The organism is Herbaspirillum sp. 3R11 (genome assembly GCF_004563925.1).
Lineage (GTDB): Bacteria > Pseudomonadota > Gammaproteobacteria > Burkholderiales > Burkholderiaceae_D > Herbaspirillum.
Genome location: NZ_SPNJ01000006.1, coordinates 125242 through 142926 on the forward strand (window position 1 = coordinate 125242; position 17685 = coordinate 142926).

Genomic DNA, 17685 nt, shown 5'->3' on the forward strand with positions numbered 1-17685 from the left:
GGCGACCAACATGACTAATGCGATGAACAACCCATTGAGCAAGAAACTTTTTTACGGCGCGCTGCTGATCCTGGCGTTGCTGGCGCCGTTCGGCCTGTATCCGGTGTTCCTGATGAAGATGCTGTGCTTCGCGCTGTTCGCGTGCGCCTTCAATCTGCTGATCGGCTACACCGGCCTGCTGTCGTTCGGCCATGCGGCCTTCTTCGGCGGCGCCGGTTACGTTGCCGGTCAGGCGATCAAGGCCTGGGGCGTGCCGACTGAAATCGGCCTGATCCTGGGCACCCTGACGGGCGCGCTGATCGGCCTGGTGATGGGCTTGCTGGCGATTCGCCGCCAGGGGATCTACTTCACCATGATCACGCTGGCGCTGGCGCAGATGCTGTTCTTCGTTGCGTTGCAAGCGCCGTTCACCGGCGGCGAAGATGGCCTGCAAGGCATCCCGCGCGGCAAGCTGCTCGGCTTCATCGATCTGTCCAGCGACATGACTCTGTACTACGTCGTGCTGGCGATCGCGATTGCCGGTTTCGCCCTGATCGTGCGCACCATCCATTCGCCGTTCGGCCAGGTGCTTAAGGCGATCAAGGAAAACGAGCCGCGCGCCATCTCGCTGGGCTACGACGTCGACCGCTACAAACTGCTGGCGTTTGTGCTGTCGGCGGCGCTGACCGGTCTGGCTGGTTCGACCAAGGCGCTGATCCTGGGCTTCGAAACGCTGACCGACGTGCACTGGAGCATGTCGGGCCTGGTGGTGCTGATGACGCTGGTCGGCGGCCTGGGCACGATCGTCGGTCCTATCGTCGGCGCGGTGATCATCATCATGCTGGAGAACAAGCTGGGCGACATCGGCAACTGGCTGGCTACCGTGACGCACATCGAGTGGTTCAATACGCTGGGCGATTCGGTGACGATCGTGACGGGCTTCATCTTCATCGTCTGCGTGCTGGCCTTCCGTCGCGGTATCGTGGGTGAGATCCTGAACCTGTTCAACAAACGTTCGGCAAGCACATCGCATTGATGCACTGATGCACTGATGCACTGATTCGCTCATCACAGCGAACCTGGCAACTGCCGCCGCACAGCTCAGCTGTCCGGCGGCAGTTTTCATTTGACGGCGGCCGGTTTGCTTGTACAGTGTCGCCACGCGCAATGATGCAGACAAGCGTATCCCGGAGAATTGAATGGCAGTGCCCCAGACCGACGAGCAGATTGAGATTTTGAAGTGTCACGCCCAGATCGTCATGATCGAGGCGGTTGCCGGCTCGGGCAAGACCACTACGCTGGCGATGCTGGTGAAGCAGGCCCTGACGAGGGGAATGGGTGCGCATCAGATTCAATGCCTGTGTTTCTCGGAAGGCGCAAACAAGCGCTTCCGCGAAAAGCTGTACGAGGAGGGCGTCACCAGGCCGGTGCCGTTGAATACGGTGGAAGCGTATGCGCGCGAGTGCCTGGCGCAGCTGGGCGAAGCGTTGACGCTGGAAAAGACGCGTTACTATGCGTCGGATGAAGAGCTGCGCCCGCATCTGGTCGCCGCTGCCAATAGCGTGTTGGCGCGCTACGAAGGAAGAGCAGGGCGAATCGACAACGGCTTCGATTTTTCATTCGAAAAAAACAGCGCCAACGCCGAGGAAATGTTCTCGCTGCTGTATCGCTTCAAGGCGAGTCTGGCCTCGCATCGCTTCCATGACGAGGAGCTGGATTATGACGACCTCGATCAACTTGCGACACAGTTCGGCACGCAGATCGAAGCCGTTGAAATCGGCATCGCCTATGAGCGGCAACGGCAAACTTATCCCGGCGAGTACAAATGGCGCAGCGCCGCCGATCTGGTGCCGGACCTGGTTGAGCTGCTGAGCAATCATCCGTCCGCACTGGAGATCCTGCCGGTCAAGGGCTTGTATCTGATCGACGAATGGCACGACATCAATGCGGCGGAATTTCGCTTGTTGCAGTTGTTGCTTCGAGGAAACAATCTGGTCGCAGTCGGTGATCGTTATCAAATTATCAACTCTGCGCGTGGCGCCGATATTGTCTATTCCACCGCCGGTTTTGAGATGGCGTTCCCGAATGCGCAGTATCTGCCGTTGGGGAAATCCTATCGGTTCGGGTCTTCACTGTCCAAGCTGGCGCAGCGCCTGACGGCGCGCAAATGCGCCTCGCATGAAGATCTGTACACCGAAATCAAGCGCCTGACTTACGACCCGACCCTGTCCGGAGATTGCGCCGCGAAAGTGACCCAGCAGGTGCAAGCCCTGGTGAAGGCGCGGGCCGACACACGTTACTCCGACATCGCGATCATCGTGCGCGAGCCGGACCAGACCATCGAGATCGAAAACCTGCTGCTCGATCAGAACATTCCGTATTACTGCGACGACATCGAGTCTTACCTCCACCGTCCCGAAATCCTGATGCTGCGCGGTCTGCTGCATATGGCCGGCAACTCGTTCGCGACACTGCAAGGCGATAAGGAAAGCATCAAGCGCATGGTCATGGGATTCTCCCTGTATTTGCCGGTAGGGGAGTCGTCCGAAGACTGGGAGCGTGGCTATTTTGCCGAAGGCACCTGGTTCGAGGAAGCGCAACGGATGATTGCCGAGCAGCCGAACGCGCTCAAGGATTTTTTCGAAGCGGTACTCTGCAAACCGCGCGATACAGACGACGACATGACGCTGCGCTGGAAGCAGCGCTTCACCGATGTCGTGGAAGAATTGCAAAAGCTGAACAAGGGGAGCAGCGCGGCGGAGTTGCTCAACTTCGCCAATCGTCAGCTGTCATTGGTCGACGCCACCAGCCGTGCCTTCATCAATCGCAGCCGTGCGACGTCGGCGGCCAAGTCGATCCAGACCTTCATCGCCTTTGCGACACGTCACCCGGAAATGAATGCGGCGGACTTCCTCGCCGAGTTGCACCTGCGCCAGCAAAAGGTAAGCAAGAATCGGAACGCCATCCAGTCGCGTCGGCAATTGACGCTGACAACCATCCAGGCAGCGAAAGGGCGGCAGTGGCCGCATGTGCTGGTGCCTTATCTGCAGCAGCATGAATTCCCTCGCTTGCGGGATATCGCCGAAGAGGTGCGCCATTTTTATGTGGCGATGACGCGGGCCATCTCCAGCCTGTCCCTGTTTGAACCCGATGAAGAACATGCGGGGCAACGTAGCGTCCTGATGGATCGCGTGCGCAAGTAAAGTCGTTCGCTGCGCACGGTGTCGGATACCTGTATCTGATAGGAGTGGAGAAGCGCGGGGCGCAGGAGTAAAATGCTTGTCGCTCTGACAGTGCTGCCGGCTTGCTCCACGTGCACTTGTCTGTGCCGCCTCGACAAGTTATTTCCCTTCTCCCGTTTTGCGAAAGCCTCCCATGTCGTTGTTTTCCCCGCGCTGTATCTCCACGCAGGCAGATCTCCATGCCTGATCTCTTTTCCAATTATGTGATTCTCTGTATCGGCGCATTCGTCGCCGGCCTGGTGGATGCGGTGGTCGGTGGCGGCGGCCTGGTGCTGATCCCGACCTTGTTCTCGGTCTTTCCCAACGTTGCGCCGGCCACGCTGCTCGGCACCAACAAGGTGGCGGGCGTCATGGGCACCAGTGCGGCTGCGATCAATTTCGCCCGCAAGGTCCGCATTCATTGGGCGGCAGCGGCGCCTGCGGCGTTGGCGGCATTTGCGCTGTCCTTTTGCGGCGCCTACCTGGTTACCCATGTGCCGACCGAGTTGATGCGCAAGGCTTTGCCGTTTATCTTGCTGGCGGTGGCGATCTATACACTGAAGAAGAAGGATTTCGGCCAGCACCATGCACCGCTGTTGTCCGGCGGCAAGGAAAGACTCTACGCCATTCTGGTCGGTGCCGGGGTAGGGTTCTACGACGGCTTGTTCGGACCGGGCACCGGCAGCTTCTTCGTGTTCCTCTTCGTGCGCATCTTCGGCTACGATTTCCTGCGCGCGTCGGCGGTGTCCAAGGTAGTGAACATCGCGACCAATCTGGCGGCGCTGGTGTGGTTCTCGTACAGCGGCCACGTGATCTGGCAATTGGGGCTGCTGATGGCGGTGTTCAATATCGGCGGTTCTTTGGTCGGTACCCGCCTGGCGATGAAGCATGGCAGCAGTTTTGTCCGCAAACTTTTCCTGTTCGTGGTGAGCGCGCTGATTTTGAAGACCGGCTACGATGCATTCTTGAAATGAGGACTACATAGATTTCGACGATTGTTTCACGTGGAACAATCGCCGGAGGATATCGGTGTAGTTAGAAAGGGAAGCGAAGGCTTCCCTTTTTATTTGTCCGTCGCAAGTTGGTCTATGTCCAGCGCATGCCAATCCGATCTCTAATTGTTTCACGTGAAACAAAAAGCGTGAATAAAAAGGGAATAACAGGGGTAGGCCCTGATACCTGTCCAAAAAGACTTTATAATCTCGCCTCTGTTCACCGTCTCCACGAGGCGCATTATGCTATTTCCCACACACTTTGATGTCATTGTCGTCGGCGGCGGTCACGCCGGAACCGAGGCTGCTTTGGCATCCGCCCGCATGGGGCAAACGACTTTGCTGCTGACTCACAACATCGAGACCCTTGGTCAGATGTCGTGCAATCCTTCCATCGGCGGCATCGGCAAGGGCCACCTGGTCAAGGAAGTCGACGCCATGGGCGGGGCGATGGCGATTGCGACGGACGAGGCGGGTATCCAATTCCGTATCCTGAATTCGTCCAAGGGCCCGGCCGTACGCGCTACGCGCGCCCAAGCCGACCGCATCCTGTACAAGCAGGCGATCCGCTCGCGCCTGGAAAACCAGCCCAACCTGTGGCTATTCCAGCAGGCGGTGGATGACCTGATCGTCGAAGGCGACCGCGTGATCGGCGCCGTGACCCAGGCCGGGATCCGCTTTGCGGGCAGGGCGGTGGTGCTGACTGCCGGTACTTTCCTCGATGGGAAGATTCATGTCGGTCTCAATAATTACTCCGCGGGTCGTGCCGGCGACCCACCGGCGATCTCGCTGTCGGCACGCCTGAAAGAACTCAAGCTGCCGCAAGGCCGCCTGAAAACCGGCACGCCGCCGCGCATCGATGGCCGCAGCATCGATTTTTCGGTGCTGGAAGAGCAGCCGGGCGACCTCGATCCGATCCCGGTCTTCTCGGTCATGGGCAATGTCGGCATGCATCCGGCACAGATGCCGTGCTGGATTACCCATACCAATACCCAGACCCACGACATCATTCGCGCCGGTCTCGACCGCAGCCCGATGTACACCGGCGTGATCGAAGGCGTCGGCCCGCGCTATTGCCCGTCGATTGAAGACAAGATCCACCGCTTCGCCGGCAAGGATTCGCACCAGATCTACCTGGAGCCGGAAGGCCTGACGACCAACGAGTTCTACCCCAACGGTATCTCCACCAGCTTGCCGTTCGACGTCCAGCTGGCGCTGGTGCGCTCGATGCGCGGCATGGAAAACGCCCACATCCTGCGTCCGGGCTACGCCATCGAGTACGACTACTTCGACCCGCGCGGCCTCAAGTCCTCGCTGGAAACCCGGCAAATCCAGGGTCTGTTCTTCGCCGGCCAGATCAACGGCACCACCGGTTACGAAGAAGCGGCAGCCCAAGGCATGCTGGCCGGCCTCAACGCCGCACTGCAAACACAGGGCCGCGACTCCTGGACACCGCGTCGCGACGAGGCTTACCTCGGCGTGCTGGTCGACGACCTGATTACCCAGGGCGTGCTCGAGCCTTACCGCATGTTCACCAGCCGCGCCGAGTATCGCCTGAGCTTGCGTGAAGACAACGCCGACCTGCGCCTGACCGAAATCGGCCGCCAGCTCGGTTGCGTGGGCGACGCCCAATGGGAAATGTTCGAGAAAAAGCGCGAAGCCGTTGCACGTGAAATGGAGCGCCTGAAATCTACCTGGGTCAATCCCCGCATCCTCGCCGAAGCCGAAGCCGAGCGCGTGCTGGGCAAAGCCATCGAGCACGAATACAGCCTGTTCGATCTGCTGCGCCGCCCGAACGTGAGTTACGACAGCCTGATGACGCTGGCCGGTGTTGACGGCCAGGCGCTCGCGGGTCCGGGCGTCAGCGACGATCCGGTGCGCGAACAAATTGAGATCCAGATCAAGTACGCCGGCTACATCGACCGCCAGGCCAAGGAAATCGGCCGTCAGGAACACAATGAAAGCCTGAAGCTTCCGGCTGACCTCGACTACATGGAAGTCCAGGCGCTGTCGATCGAAGTGCGCCAGAAGCTCAACAAGCACAAGCCGGAAACCCTGGGCCAGGCCTCGCGCATTTCCGGCGTGACGCCGGCAGCCTTGTCCCTGTTGCTGGTCCACCTGAAAAAAGGCGGCCTGAAGAACGTCGCGGAAGCATCCGCCAACCACAACGAAGCGGCCTGAGCATCTTGAACACGACGACCACCACGCCTACCGACCTGCAATTGGCCGACACCCTCAGCGCCGGCGCCGAAGCGCTCGGCTTGGCGTTGAGCGCCGGCCAGCACCAGAAGCTGTTGGCCTACCTGGCCCTGATGGCCAAGTGGAACCGCACCTATAACCTGACTGCGGTACGCGATCCGGCGCAGATGATGACGCATCACCTGCTCGATTCGTTGGCCGCCGTCTCCGCCTTTGCGCAAGCCGACAATGTGCTGGACGTCGGCGCCGGCGGCGGTTTGCCGGGTATCGTGCTGGCAATTTGGGCAGCTGAAGCGCGTCCAGGAATGAAGGTATCGATGATCGATACGGTGCACAAGAAGACTGCATTCCTCACGCAGGCCAAGGCGGAGTTGCAATTGAGCAATGTTTCGGTGTATACGGCGCGCGTCGAACAGTTGCAAGTTGAGCAACAATTCGACGTCATCACGTCACGCGCCTTTGCGGAACTCAACGACTTCATCAACTGGTCGAATCATCTGTTGCAACCCGGCGGTCGCTACATCGCCATGAAGGGCGTGATGCCGCAGGAAGAAATCGCGCGCCTGCCGGATGGATGGAAAGTGGAAAAGACCCAGGCCCTGAACGTGCCTGGACTCGATGCGGAACGTCATCTGATCTTTATCGAAAGGTCCTGAATGAAGCACCTGCCAGTTATTCGCGCATTATCGGCATTCGCCGTTGCCGCTGCACTCTTGTCGGCGACAGCACCGTTGCAGGCGCAGGAAGTCGTCACCGTACCGTCAGTCGACCTGAAGCGCTACGTCGGCAAATGGTATGAGATCGCGCGCTTCCCCAACAGCTTCCAGAAGAAATGCATCAGCAACGTGACCGCCGAATATCGTGCGCGCAGCGATGGCGACATCGACGTCACCAACCGCTGCAAGGTCGACGGCGGCGTGCTCGACCAGGCCGACGGTCTGGCGCGCGTGATCGACGGCAGCCACAACGCCAAATTGCAGGTGCGTTTTGCGCCGGCCTGGCTGGCGTGGTTTCCGTTGGTGTGGGGCGACTACTGGGTGATCGACCTGGACGCCGACTACTCGGTCGCCACCGTCGGCACGCCGTCGCGCGATTACCTGTGGATCCTGGCGCGCAAGCCGGCGCTGTCGACCGCGGAATATGAAGCTGCCGTCAACAACGCCACCAAGCAGGGCTTCGACACCTCGAAGCTGGTCAAGACGCCGCAAGAATAAATCCAAGACAATTCATTCCGAGGAGACGCCATGCAAGCACTGTTTCACATGATCGGCATTACCGATGTCTGGCAACTGATTGCCGCGACGGTGGTATTCCTGATGCTGCCCGGTCCCGGCACCTTCTGCGTGCTGACCTGCTCGGCCAAGCACGGCTTGCGCGGCGGCTTTGCGGCAATCGCCGGGCTGATGCTGGGCGACATCGTGCTGATGTTCCTGGCGGCGATCGGCGTGGCGGCGCTGTTGCACGCCAATCCTTTGCTGTTCAAGGGCATGCAATACCTGGGCGCGGCCTACCTCGCTTACCTCGGCGCGCGTTTGCTGTTTGCGAAGGAAGAGGGCGGATCCTCAGTTGTGCCGTTTTCGAACATGGCAGATTTTCGCCGCGGCTTTTTCGTCACGCTGATGAATCCGAAAGCCATCGTGTTCTACATGGCGTTCTTCCCGCTGTTCATCGACCCGGCCACGCAACAGGGCGCCGTTACATTTCTGACCATGGGCGCGGTGATTTGCACCTGCACGCTGATCTATGGCAGTCTGCTGGTCCTGGCCGGCAACGCCGCCGCAAAACGGCTGGCGCGCAACCGCAAGATCGCCACGCTGGCGTCACGCGCGGCCGGCGTTTTCCTGATCGGCTTCGGCATCAAGCTGAGTACGCACTAAGCTGTATCGACGACAAACTCGACGACCAACGATTCACTGTAATCCCGACGGAACATTAACTAGAAAAACCTATGGCTAAAATCTTTTGCGTTGCGAATCAAAAAGGCGGTGTCGGCAAAACCACCACAGCAGTCAATCTCGCTGCCGGCCTGGCACAGCACAATCAGCGCGTGCTGCTCGTCGACCTCGATCCGCAGGGCAATGCCACCATGGGTTCCGGCATCAACAAGGCCGAGTTGAAAGGCTCGATCTATGAAGTGCTGCTCGGCATGGCCGACATCAAGAGCGTGCGCAAGCGTTCCGAAAGCGGCAACTTCGACGTGCTGCCGGCCAACCGCGAACTGGCCGGCGCCGAAGTCGAAATGGTCGAGCTCGAGAACCGCGAGAAGCGCCTCAAGGATGCCTTCGCCGCCGTCGCCGACGACTACGATTTCATCCTCATCGATTGCCCGCCGGCGCTGTCGCTGCTGACTCTCAACGGCCTGTGCTCGGCGCACGGCGTGGTGATCCCTATGCAGTGCGAATACTATGCGCTGGAAGGCCTGTCCGACCTCGTCAACACCATCAAGAAAGTGCATGCCAAGCTCAACCCGGATCTCAAGATCATCGGCTTGCTGCGCGTGATGTTCGATCCGCGCATGACGCTGTCGCAGCAAGTGTCCGACCAGCTTGAACAGCATTTCGGCGACAAGGTATTCAAGACCGTGATCCCGCGCAACGTGCGCCTGGCCGAAGCGCCGTCGTACGGCATGCCGGGTGTGAACTTCGATGCGGCGTCGAAGGGCGCGCAAGCGTATATCGCTTTCGGCGCCGAGATGGTCGAACGCATCAAGACACTCTGATCGTTATAAACGATATAAACAATTTCAGTAATCAGCATTTCAGAAACAGGCAGGTAAAAGATGGCAACCAAAAAATCAAAAGGCCTCGGCCGCGGTCTCGACGCATTGCTCGGCGGATCTTCCGACATCACCGAAGACGAACCGGTCGTTGCGGGTTCGCCATCGGTGATGGCGGTCACGGAACTGCAGGCCGGCAAGTACCAGCCGCGCAGCCGCATGGATGAGGGCGCGCTTAATGAGCTGGCCGCCTCGATCAAGGAACAGGGTCTGTTGCAACCGATCCTGATCCGCGCCATCGGCCAGAAGAACGGCAAGGACATCTACGAAATCATCGCCGGCGAACGCCGCTTCCGCGCCGCCAAGATCGCCGGCCTGACCGAAGTGCCTGTGCTGGTGAAGAACGTCGACGACCAGACCACCGCCGCGATGGCGCTGATCGAAAACATGCAGCGCGAGGATCTCAATCCACTGGAAGAAGCGCAGGGCATCCATCGCCTGATCACCGACTTCAACTTCACGCATGAGCAGGCCGCGGTCGCGGTCGGCCGTTCGCGCAGCGCGGTGTCGAACCTGTTGCGTTTGCTGAACCTGGCCAAGCCGGTGCAGACCATGCTGATGGCCGGCGATATCGACATGGGTCATGCGCGTGCTTTGCTGGCGGTGGATTCCGCCACGCAGATCACGCTGGCGAACCAGATCGTCGCCAAGCGCATGTCGGTGCGCGAAGCCGAAAAGCTGGTGGTGCGCACCACCGCCGAGCAAGCGGCATCGAACAAGCCACGCGATGGCGGCAAGGAAAAATCACGCGACATCACACGCCTGGAAGAAGAACTGTCCGACATCCTGGCTACGCAAGTGTCGATCAAGACCGGCGCCAAGAATCGCGGCCAGCTGGTCATCAATTTCTCGGACCTTGATGCGCTCGACGGCGTGATCGCACGCTTGCGCGGCGAAGCGGTCGAGCAGTAAACCGCAAGTTTCGGCAACTGCTAATGCAGTTACCGCTGCAATGAAAGGGATGCGCCATGCCTTACCTGCAACTCGACGTCAACGACAGTTATCCGGCGGAGAAAAAGAAGCAGCTCGCCACGCGCATGGCGCAAACCTATGCCGACATGATGACCGTGGATATCCGCCGCATCAGCATCGTCATCCGCGAGTGCGGCGCAGGCAGTGTCTGGCGCACGGTTGACGGCGGCGAAGTGGAACCGGTCTCGGTGCTGATGTGCGACATTCGCCGCGGCCGCACGCCGGAGTTGCGCATGGAAGTCGCCAAGGCCTTGTGCCGCGATTGCATCGACGTGCTGGGCTTGCGCGAAGACCGGCTCAACGTCGAATTCACCCAGCACAGCGGCGATGAAATGTACCACCCGACCCTGGGCGGCTACAGTCCTGAATGGTCCGCCGGTGAAGCCGCGCCGGATAGCTGATTACCGCCTTGCTTACGGTGCCGCTGCACCCGCAGAAAAATTATCCCGATACTGTTGCGCACTGATGCCGAGCCGGCGCTGGAACACCACGCGCATGTGACTGGCGTCGCGGAAGCCGCAGCGATAAGCGACCGTCTTCAACGGCGCCGCCGAACTTTCCAATATCACGCGCGCTGCATCGACGCGCGCACTTTCGATGAACTCCGCCGGCGTCATGCGCGCATCGCGTGCGAACACGCGCGCGAAGTTGCGCGGGCTGCTCGACACCACCGCGGCCAATACGTCGACACTGAGTTTTTCCTGCAGATGTTCGCGCACGTAATGCTGCACCTGGCCGACCAATGAGGTTTCTTCCGCATACGGCGTGAGGTAAGGACTGAACTGCGATTGTCCGCCGCTGCGCTGCATGAACACCACCAGCCGCTTGGCCACGTTGAGCGCGACTTCCTGGCCGGCGTCTTCGGCCAGCAACGCCAGCGACAGGTCAATGCCGGCAGTCACGCCCGCCGACGTCACCAGCTTGCCGTCGCGCAGGTAGATGCGATCGGCGTCGACTTCGACCTCGGGGAAATCACGCGCCAATGCAGCGGCGTCATTCCAATGCGTCGTCACGCGCTTGCCGTCAAGCAGGCCGGCGTGCGCCAGTAAAAATGCGCCGTTGCAGATCGAGCCGTGACGTCCTGCCCGTTGGGCGGCATCGGCCAGCCAATCGCTCAGCGCTGCGTCGCGCTCCTGCTGCGGCAAGCCGGGACCGCCGGCCGCGAGCAGCAAGTCGTAGTTTTCATGCGCTTCGCGGTAGTGCAGGTGCGGCACGATCTGCATGCGGTTGGAACAGACGATGGGTTCGTGCGTGCTGCCGATCACGCTGAGGTGGTAGTGCTGTTGCGGCGGCAAGAAACGGTTGGCCTCGGCGAATACGTCGAGCGGACCCGAGACATCGAGCGCCTGGACTCCGGGAAACACCAGCAGGGCGACAGTAGGCATGGCAGCAATGGGCAGTGGAAACGATAGCCGCCATCATAGCGCCGTCTTGGCAATGTGGTGACGCCGTCTTCCTGATCACAGGCCCGGTGCATTTTTCGAAGACCGGCTGCTTGATGACCGCCACTGCTCCTGATCGTTTTGCGAAGCTGGCATCGACATCCTGCGATATGAGGAATGCTCGCAAGCGATGTGACTATTTTCCGTTTTGGCTAGCGGCCTGTCGTCTGCATAATGGCGTCTCGCCGCAGCAGAGAAGATCGCAGAAAAGAAAAAATACCGGCACGCAGCGGCAGATGGGAGGGCCATCCATCATCAAAGGAAACACTATGCCGGTAGCAGAAATCCAGAGTTTTTTGAAAGAGTACTTCGACGTCCTGCAGAGCCAGGACATTGAACAATTTGATCGTGTCTTCCATCGCGGCTGCGTCTTGTATTCGGCACAGGACGGCGTTGTCGTCGTGCGTCCGTTCGACGAGTATCGCAAGATGGTGCAGGGGCGCGAATCGCCGCAGTCGCGCGGCTTTGCGCGTGCCGATCAGATTCTGATGATCGATGTGCTGTCGCCGGAAATGGCGCTGGCCAAGGTGCGCCTGCGCCTGTTCGACAACATCATGGAGGACTACCTGAACCTGCTCAAGGTGGACGGCAAATGGACCATCGTCGCCAAGCTTTTCCATCGCGCCGAAACGCTGGCGGGTGGAAAGTAAAAGAAGATCTGCATTCCGGCGCCGCGCAAAATTTGCAGCGCCGGAATGCACTATTACTACGCTTCCTCTCCGAGGAAGCCGCCACTCTGATGCGACCACAGGCGCGCATACAAACCGTTGTGCGCCAGCAGTTCCTGGTGACTGCCTTGCTCGACGATGCGGCCCTGGTCGAGCACGATCAGGCGGTCCATCGCCGCGATGGTCGACAGGCGGTGGGCGATGGCGACCACGGTCTTGCCTTCCATGAGGCGATACAGGCTTTCCTGGATTGCCGCTTCCACTTCCGAATCGAGCGCGCTGGTGGCTTCGTCCAGCAACAGGATCGGTGCATCCTTGAGCATCACGCGCGCAATCGCGATGCGCTGGCGCTGACCGCCGGACAGCTTCACGCCGCGTTCGCCGACGTGGGCGTCGTAGCCGCGACGACCATGTGCATCGGCCAGGTTGCCGATGAAGTCGTGTGCTTCGGCGCGATGTGCAGCGGCGATCATGTCGTCGTCGCCGGCGTCGGGACGGCCGTACAGGATGTTGTCGCGCACCGAGCGATGCAGCAGCGAGGTATCTTGCGTGACCATGCCGACTTGTGCGCGCAGGCTGTCCTGCGTGACGTGCGCGATGTCCTGGCCGTCGATCAGCACGCGGCCTTGTTCGACGTCATAGAAACGCAGCAACAGGTTGACGATGGTCGACTTGCCGGCGCCTGAACGGCCGACCAGGCCGATCTTTTCACCGGGACGGATGTTCAGGTTGAGCTGGTCGATCACCTGGCGCGCGTCCGGGCCGGTGGCGCCGTAGGCGAAGCTGACGTTCTCGAAGACCAGTTCACCGCGTTTGACATCCAGCGGTTGCGCGTCCGGCAAGTCCTTCACATCATGCGCGCGCGACAGCGTGTTGATGCCGTCCTGCACGGTGCCGACGTGTTCGAACAGTGCCGCCATTTCCCACATCACCCAATGAGCTATGCCGTTCAGGCGCAGCGCCATGGCGGTGGCTGCGGCGACCGCGCCGATGCCGAGCTGGCCCTGCGTCCATAGCCACAGCGCCACGCCTGCAGTCGACAGGATCAGTACCATGTTGAGCGAGTGATTGACGATTTCAAAACCGCTGACCAGGCGCATCTGGCGATTCACCGTCAGCAGAAAATCCTGCATCGCGCTGCGTGCATAACCGGCTTCGCGACCCGCATGCGAGAACAGCTTGACGGTGGCGATGTTGGTGTAGGCATCGGTGATACGTCCGGTCATCAGCGAGCGCGCATCGGCCTGGTTGCGCGCCACCTTCGACAGGCGCGGCACGAAGTAGCGCAGCGCCGCCATGTACAGCACCAGCCAGCCGAAGAAGGGCGCCAGCATCCACAGGTCGAAGCCGCCGACCACCGCCGCCATGGTGACGAAGTAGATCATCACGAACACCAGGATGTCGCCCATGATCATGCACACGTCGCGCACCGCGAGCGCGGTCTGCATGACCTTGGCGGCGACGCGGCCGGCGAATTCGTCCTGGTAGAAGCTCATGCTCTGGTTAAGCATCAGGCGATGGAATTTCCAGCGCAGCATCATCGGGAATGCGCCCGCCAGCGTCTGGTGCTTGAAGAAGGTCTGCAATGCAATCAGCAGCGGACTGCCGGCCAGCACCACCGCCAGCCAGATCAGGCTGCCACGTTCCTGCGTCCACAATTGTGCCGGCGCGATATGGCTGAGCCAGTCGACGATGCGGCCCATCATTGCGAACAGCAGCGCTTCGAATGCGCCGATGATCGCGGTCAACGTGGTCATCGCCAGGATGTAGCGGCGCAAGCCTTTGGTACAGGCCCAGATGAAGGCGGTGAAGCCGCGCGGCGGCGGCTTGATGACGTTGTCGGGGTAGGGGTGAACCAGTTTTTCAAACCAGGCAAGCATGCAATCTCCAGAGTGTCGCCGGGTGGACCGGTGCGCATTTCTTGTCGTGTGCGAGGATGGCGCAGAAGAAATCGGGCGCCGGTGCGGCGAAGAACAGAGATTCTAACCCGTTCACCAAAACAGGGCGGGTAGCTTGCTGAAGCCTGACGAACGCCTCGGACGACCGCGTGGTTGCAGTTGGTTGCATTTATTCCGCAGCCGAAAACCGCCGGATTGCTTATCATCGCGGATGATCCTGTATCGAACTCCTCCGGAAAATTCATGACAGCCAACAAGAAAAAAGCCATCGCACAGCCCTTTGACCGCCACGCCGTCTGGCGCCTCATCAAACCATACTGGATCTCCGAAGAACGCTGGAAAGCGTGGGGTCTGATGGCGGTGATCATTGCGCTGGTGCTGGTCATGGTCTACATCAACGTGCTCCTCACCGACTGGAATCGCACCATGTACGATTCCCTGCAGAACAAGGACTACCCCGCCTTCAAGGGCCTGCTGTGGCAGTTCAGTTACCTGGCCTTTGCCTACATCGTGGTCGCCACGGCGCGCATCTACCTGACGCAATCGCTGCAGATCCGCTGGCGCACCTGGATGACCGACAAGTACATGGGGAAGTGGCTGGACCATCACGCCTACTACCGCATGGAGCAGGGCCGCATCGCCGATAACCCCGACCAGCGTATTGCCGAGGATTTGCGCTCGCTGACCTCGAACACCATCAGCCTGGTGCTCGGCTTCATCTCCAGCCTGGTGACGCTGGTATCCTTCGTCGGCATCCTGTGGGCCATCAGCGGGCCGCTGTCGTTCGCCTTCATGCAGCACGACTGGGTCATCCCGGGCTACATGGTGTGGTTCGCCATCGCCTATGCCGGCGTCGGCTCGTGGATCATCTGGTGGATCGGCAAGCCGCTGGTGGTGCAGAGCTACAACCAGGAACGCTTCGAGGCGAACTATCGTTTCGGCCTGATCCGGATTCGCGAACATGCCGAAGCCATCGCCCTGTATCGCGGCGAGCGACGCGAACGCGACGAGCTCGACCTGCGCTTCGAAGACATCCGGCGCAACTGGTGGGACATCATGCGCACCACCAAGAGCCTCAATATCGCCAGTAATTTCTATGGTCAGTTCGCGATCATTTTCCCGATGCTGGTGGCGGCGCCGCGCTATTTTTCAGGCGCCATGTCGCTGGGCGTGCTGATGCAGCTCAGCAGCGCTTTCGGCCAGGTGCAGGATGCGTTATCGTGGTTCATCAATGCATTCACCACGCTGGCCGACTGGAAGGCCAGCATCAACCGTCTGGCCGGTTTCAACCTGGCCGTGGAGCAGGCGCAGAAGCAGCCCGCCAGCATCTCGGTGGAGCGCAACAACGTCGGCGCCATCCTGTTCGACAAGCTCGACCTTGCGCTGCCTGACGGCCGCACGCTGATTGGCGGCGTCAATGGTGCAATCCATCCCGGCGAGCGCATCCTGGTGAGCGGCCCTTCGGGTTGCGGCAAGTCGACGCTGTTCCGCGCCATCGCCGGCATCTGGCCGTACGGCAGCGGCGACATCCAGATTCCGCACAAAGCCAAATTGATGTTCGTGCCGCAAGCGAGTTACCTGCCGATCGGTACGTTGCGTTCGGCGCTGGCGTACCCGGCCGATGAGAGCGCTTATACCGACCTGGCGATCTGCCACTATCTCGACCTGTGCCGCCTGCCGCATCTCAAGGACCAGCTCGATGTCTACAACAACTGGGGCAATCGCCTGTCGCCGGGCGAGCAACAGCGCCTGGCGTTTGCGCGCGTATTCCTGACGCGGCCGGAAGTCGTGTTCCTCGACGAAGCCAGCAGCGCCATGGACGGCGAGACCGAAGAAGCGCTGTACTCCCTGCTGCACGAAGAGCTGCCGCAGTCGGCCATCGTCAGCATCGCCCATCGAGAAACCGTGGCGCGCTACCATCAGCAGCGCTGGCATTTTTCCAATCGCAATAATGCTGTAGACGACAAGGTCAGCCGTCTCAGCATTCAGTCGCTGCAGTCGTCCTGACGATACCTTCCGGCGTCGCGTGTTGCGGACGGCGCAGCACAGTCAGCGACACGATGGCGCCGACCGCGGTCACCGCGGCCAGCACCAGCAGTGTGGCGTGGAAAGCATCGCCGTAGATCGCCACCAGCGCGGCGCGTTCCAGTCCCGCGTTTGACGCCAGCTGCGCGAGATTGCCGCTGGCGATGCGATTGGCCAGTTCATGCATGTCGACGCCGGCCGACGCCGGCAGGCGCGCGTGCAGGCCGGACAGGGCGAAGGCGCTGACCACGGCGGCGGTAATCGCCATCGTCAACGCTTCGCCGGCCACGCGCATGGTGGTGAAAATCCCGGTCGCCATGCCTGCGCGTTCCTTCGGCACCACGCTCACCGACAAGTCATCCATCAAGCCCCACGGCACACCCGCGCCGAAGCCGATCAGCAGCAACGGCCAGACGATGGCCTTGCTTTGCACGCCGATCGGAATCGCGCTCAGCCATAACAATCCCGCCACCGCCAACGCCAGGCCGGCGCCCGACAACAGGCCCGCGGAAATCCTGCGCGCCATGGCGCTGGCGAGCAAGGGCACCACCATGATCGGCGCCGACAAGGGAATCATCAGTACGCCGGCGCTGACTTCGTCATAGCCTTCTATCCCCACCAGTTGTATCGGCAGGAAGATCAGCAGCACCACGTAGCAGAACGCCGTGGCCAGCGGCAGCGTCTGCACGCCGATGAAGCGCGGGAAACGAAACAGCGACAAGTCCAGCATCGGATGCGCGCTGCGCAATTCCACCACGATGAAACTCGCGAGCAATGCCGCAAAACCGCCTAACAGCGCCAGCACCGGCCAGCTGCTCCAGCCGCTTTGCGGTCCCTGCACGATGCCGAAGGTCAGCAGGAACAGCGCGCCGGTGAAGGTCAGCGTGCCCCACCAGTCGATGCCGCCGGCATGCGGATTGCGGGTCTCGCGCATGTGCGGTACGCCGAACAGCAACACCAGCACGCCGAGAAAGACATCGATGCCGAAAATGGCGCGCCAGCCTGCCCAGGCGATCAGGATGCCCGACAACAGCGGCCCGATCGCCAGGCCGACGCCGAAGGTGGTGCCGAGCAGACTGAACGCACGCGTGCGCGCCGCGCCGTCGAACTCCTGCGCCAGCGCCGCCGCGCCGCTCGACATGGTGGCCGCGGCCGCCACACCCTGCAGGCCGCGCAGGATATTGAGCGTGAGCAGGTCGGGCGAAAAGCTCATCAGCAGCGAGGTCGCGGTGAACCAGAACACGCCGAGACGGAACAGTCTCTTGCGGCCGATCTGGTCGGCCAGCGCGCCGGCCGCCATCACGCAGCTGCCGAAGCTCAGGATGAAAATATTCACCACCCAGTTCAGCGCGGCCGTGCTGCCGCCGAACGCCTGTGCGATGGCAGGCGTGGCGACCGCCGGGCCGGTGAAGCTGAACGGCAGCATCAGGCCGGCCAGGCAGACGGCGGCCAGCACCAGCAGTTTGTCGCGCGAGGCGGAGGCAGAAATGGAGGAAGCGGTAGAAGTCGTCAT

General features: G+C 60.9%; 15 protein-coding genes. 12 read left to right on the forward strand and 3 right to left on the reverse strand.

The features are described 5' to 3' along the window. Positions 1 to 10: 10 nt before the first annotated feature. The 10 genes from E4P32_RS22660 (at position 11) to E4P32_RS22705 (ending at position 10540) form a co-directional block, all read left to right on the forward strand. A complete protein-coding gene (locus E4P32_RS22660; RefSeq protein ID WP_233526747.1) occupies positions 11 to 1015 on the forward strand; it encodes a branched-chain amino acid ABC transporter permease in 1005 nt (334 codons plus the stop codon). A 163-nt stretch (positions 1016 to 1178) separates the two neighbouring features. Further along, positions 1179 to 3182 (forward strand): ATP-dependent helicase, encoded by a 2004-nt coding sequence (locus tag E4P32_RS22665; protein WP_116436169.1) that lies wholly within the window; start codon positions 1179 to 1181, stop codon positions 3180 to 3182. A gap of 218 nt (positions 3183 to 3400) precedes the next feature. Then, positions 3401 to 4174 carry a TSUP family transporter gene (locus tag E4P32_RS22670; RefSeq protein WP_116436170.1) on the forward strand — a complete coding sequence of 258 codons (774 nt, stop codon included), beginning with the start codon at positions 3401 to 3403 and terminating at the stop codon, positions 4172 to 4174. 261 nt (positions 4175 to 4435) lie between these two features. After that, complete coding sequence (gene mnmG, locus E4P32_RS22675) at positions 4436 to 6373, forward strand: tRNA uridine-5-carboxymethylaminomethyl(34) synthesis enzyme MnmG (RefSeq protein ID WP_116436171.1); 1938 nt, start codon at positions 4436 to 4438, stop codon at positions 6371 to 6373. A 5-nt stretch (positions 6374 to 6378) separates the two neighbouring features. Further along, entirely contained in the window at positions 6379 to 7047 is a 669-nt protein-coding gene (gene rsmG, locus E4P32_RS22680) for a 16S rRNA (guanine(527)-N(7))-methyltransferase RsmG (RefSeq protein WP_116436172.1), read from the forward strand. Continuing rightward, complete coding sequence (locus E4P32_RS22685; protein ID WP_116436173.1) at positions 7048 to 7605, forward strand: lipocalin family protein; 558 nt, start codon at positions 7048 to 7050, stop codon at positions 7603 to 7605. It begins immediately after the preceding gene. A gap of 30 nt (positions 7606 to 7635) precedes the next feature. After that, the gene (gene leuE, locus E4P32_RS22690) at positions 7636 to 8268 is read left to right on the forward strand and encodes a leucine efflux protein LeuE (protein WP_116436174.1); all 633 of its coding nucleotides are present in this window, start codon (positions 7636 to 7638) and stop codon (positions 8266 to 8268) included. 71 nt (positions 8269 to 8339) lie between these two features. Then, complete coding sequence (locus E4P32_RS22695) at positions 8340 to 9110, forward strand: AAA family ATPase (RefSeq protein ID WP_116436175.1); 771 nt, start codon at positions 8340 to 8342, stop codon at positions 9108 to 9110. A gap of 60 nt (positions 9111 to 9170) precedes the next feature. Continuing rightward, complete coding sequence (locus E4P32_RS22700) at positions 9171 to 10079, forward strand: ParB/RepB/Spo0J family partition protein (RefSeq protein WP_116436176.1); 909 nt, start codon at positions 9171 to 9173, stop codon at positions 10077 to 10079. A gap of 56 nt (positions 10080 to 10135) precedes the next feature. Then, a complete protein-coding gene (locus E4P32_RS22705) occupies positions 10136 to 10540 on the forward strand; it encodes a tautomerase (RefSeq protein ID WP_116436177.1) in 405 nt (134 codons plus the stop codon). Positions 10541 to 10552: 12 nt separating this feature from the next. On the opposite strand, the gene E4P32_RS22710 is transcribed toward E4P32_RS22705, so the two are convergent. Further along, positions 10553 to 11524: a GlxA family transcriptional regulator gene (locus E4P32_RS22710; protein WP_116436178.1), complete on the reverse strand. Its 972-nt coding sequence runs from the start codon at positions 11522 to 11524 to the stop codon at positions 10553 to 10555. A 14-nt stretch (positions 11525 to 11538) separates the two neighbouring features. Between E4P32_RS22710 and E4P32_RS24335 the strand changes: the two genes are divergently transcribed. Continuing rightward, a complete protein-coding gene (locus E4P32_RS24335) occupies positions 11539 to 12231 on the forward strand; it encodes a nuclear transport factor 2 family protein (RefSeq protein WP_233526748.1) in 693 nt (230 codons plus the stop codon). Positions 12232 to 12287: 56 nt separating this feature from the next. On the opposite strand, the gene E4P32_RS22720 is transcribed toward E4P32_RS24335, so the two are convergent. Then, positions 12288 to 14129 (reverse strand): ABC transporter ATP-binding protein, encoded by a 1842-nt coding sequence (locus E4P32_RS22720; RefSeq protein ID WP_116436180.1) that lies wholly within the window; start codon positions 14127 to 14129, stop codon positions 12288 to 12290. A gap of 261 nt (positions 14130 to 14390) precedes the next feature. Between E4P32_RS22720 and E4P32_RS22725 the strand changes: the two genes are divergently transcribed. After that, positions 14391 to 16154, forward strand: a complete 1764-nt coding sequence (locus E4P32_RS22725) for an ABC transporter ATP-binding protein/permease (protein ID WP_116436181.1) — start codon at positions 14391 to 14393, stop codon at positions 16152 to 16154. On the opposite strand, the gene E4P32_RS22730 is transcribed toward E4P32_RS22725, so the two are convergent. After that, entirely contained in the window at positions 16126 to 17685 is a 1560-nt protein-coding gene (locus tag E4P32_RS22730; RefSeq protein ID WP_116436182.1) for an MFS transporter, read from the reverse strand. The two genes, E4P32_RS22725 and E4P32_RS22730, sit on opposite strands and share 29 nt — an antisense overlap.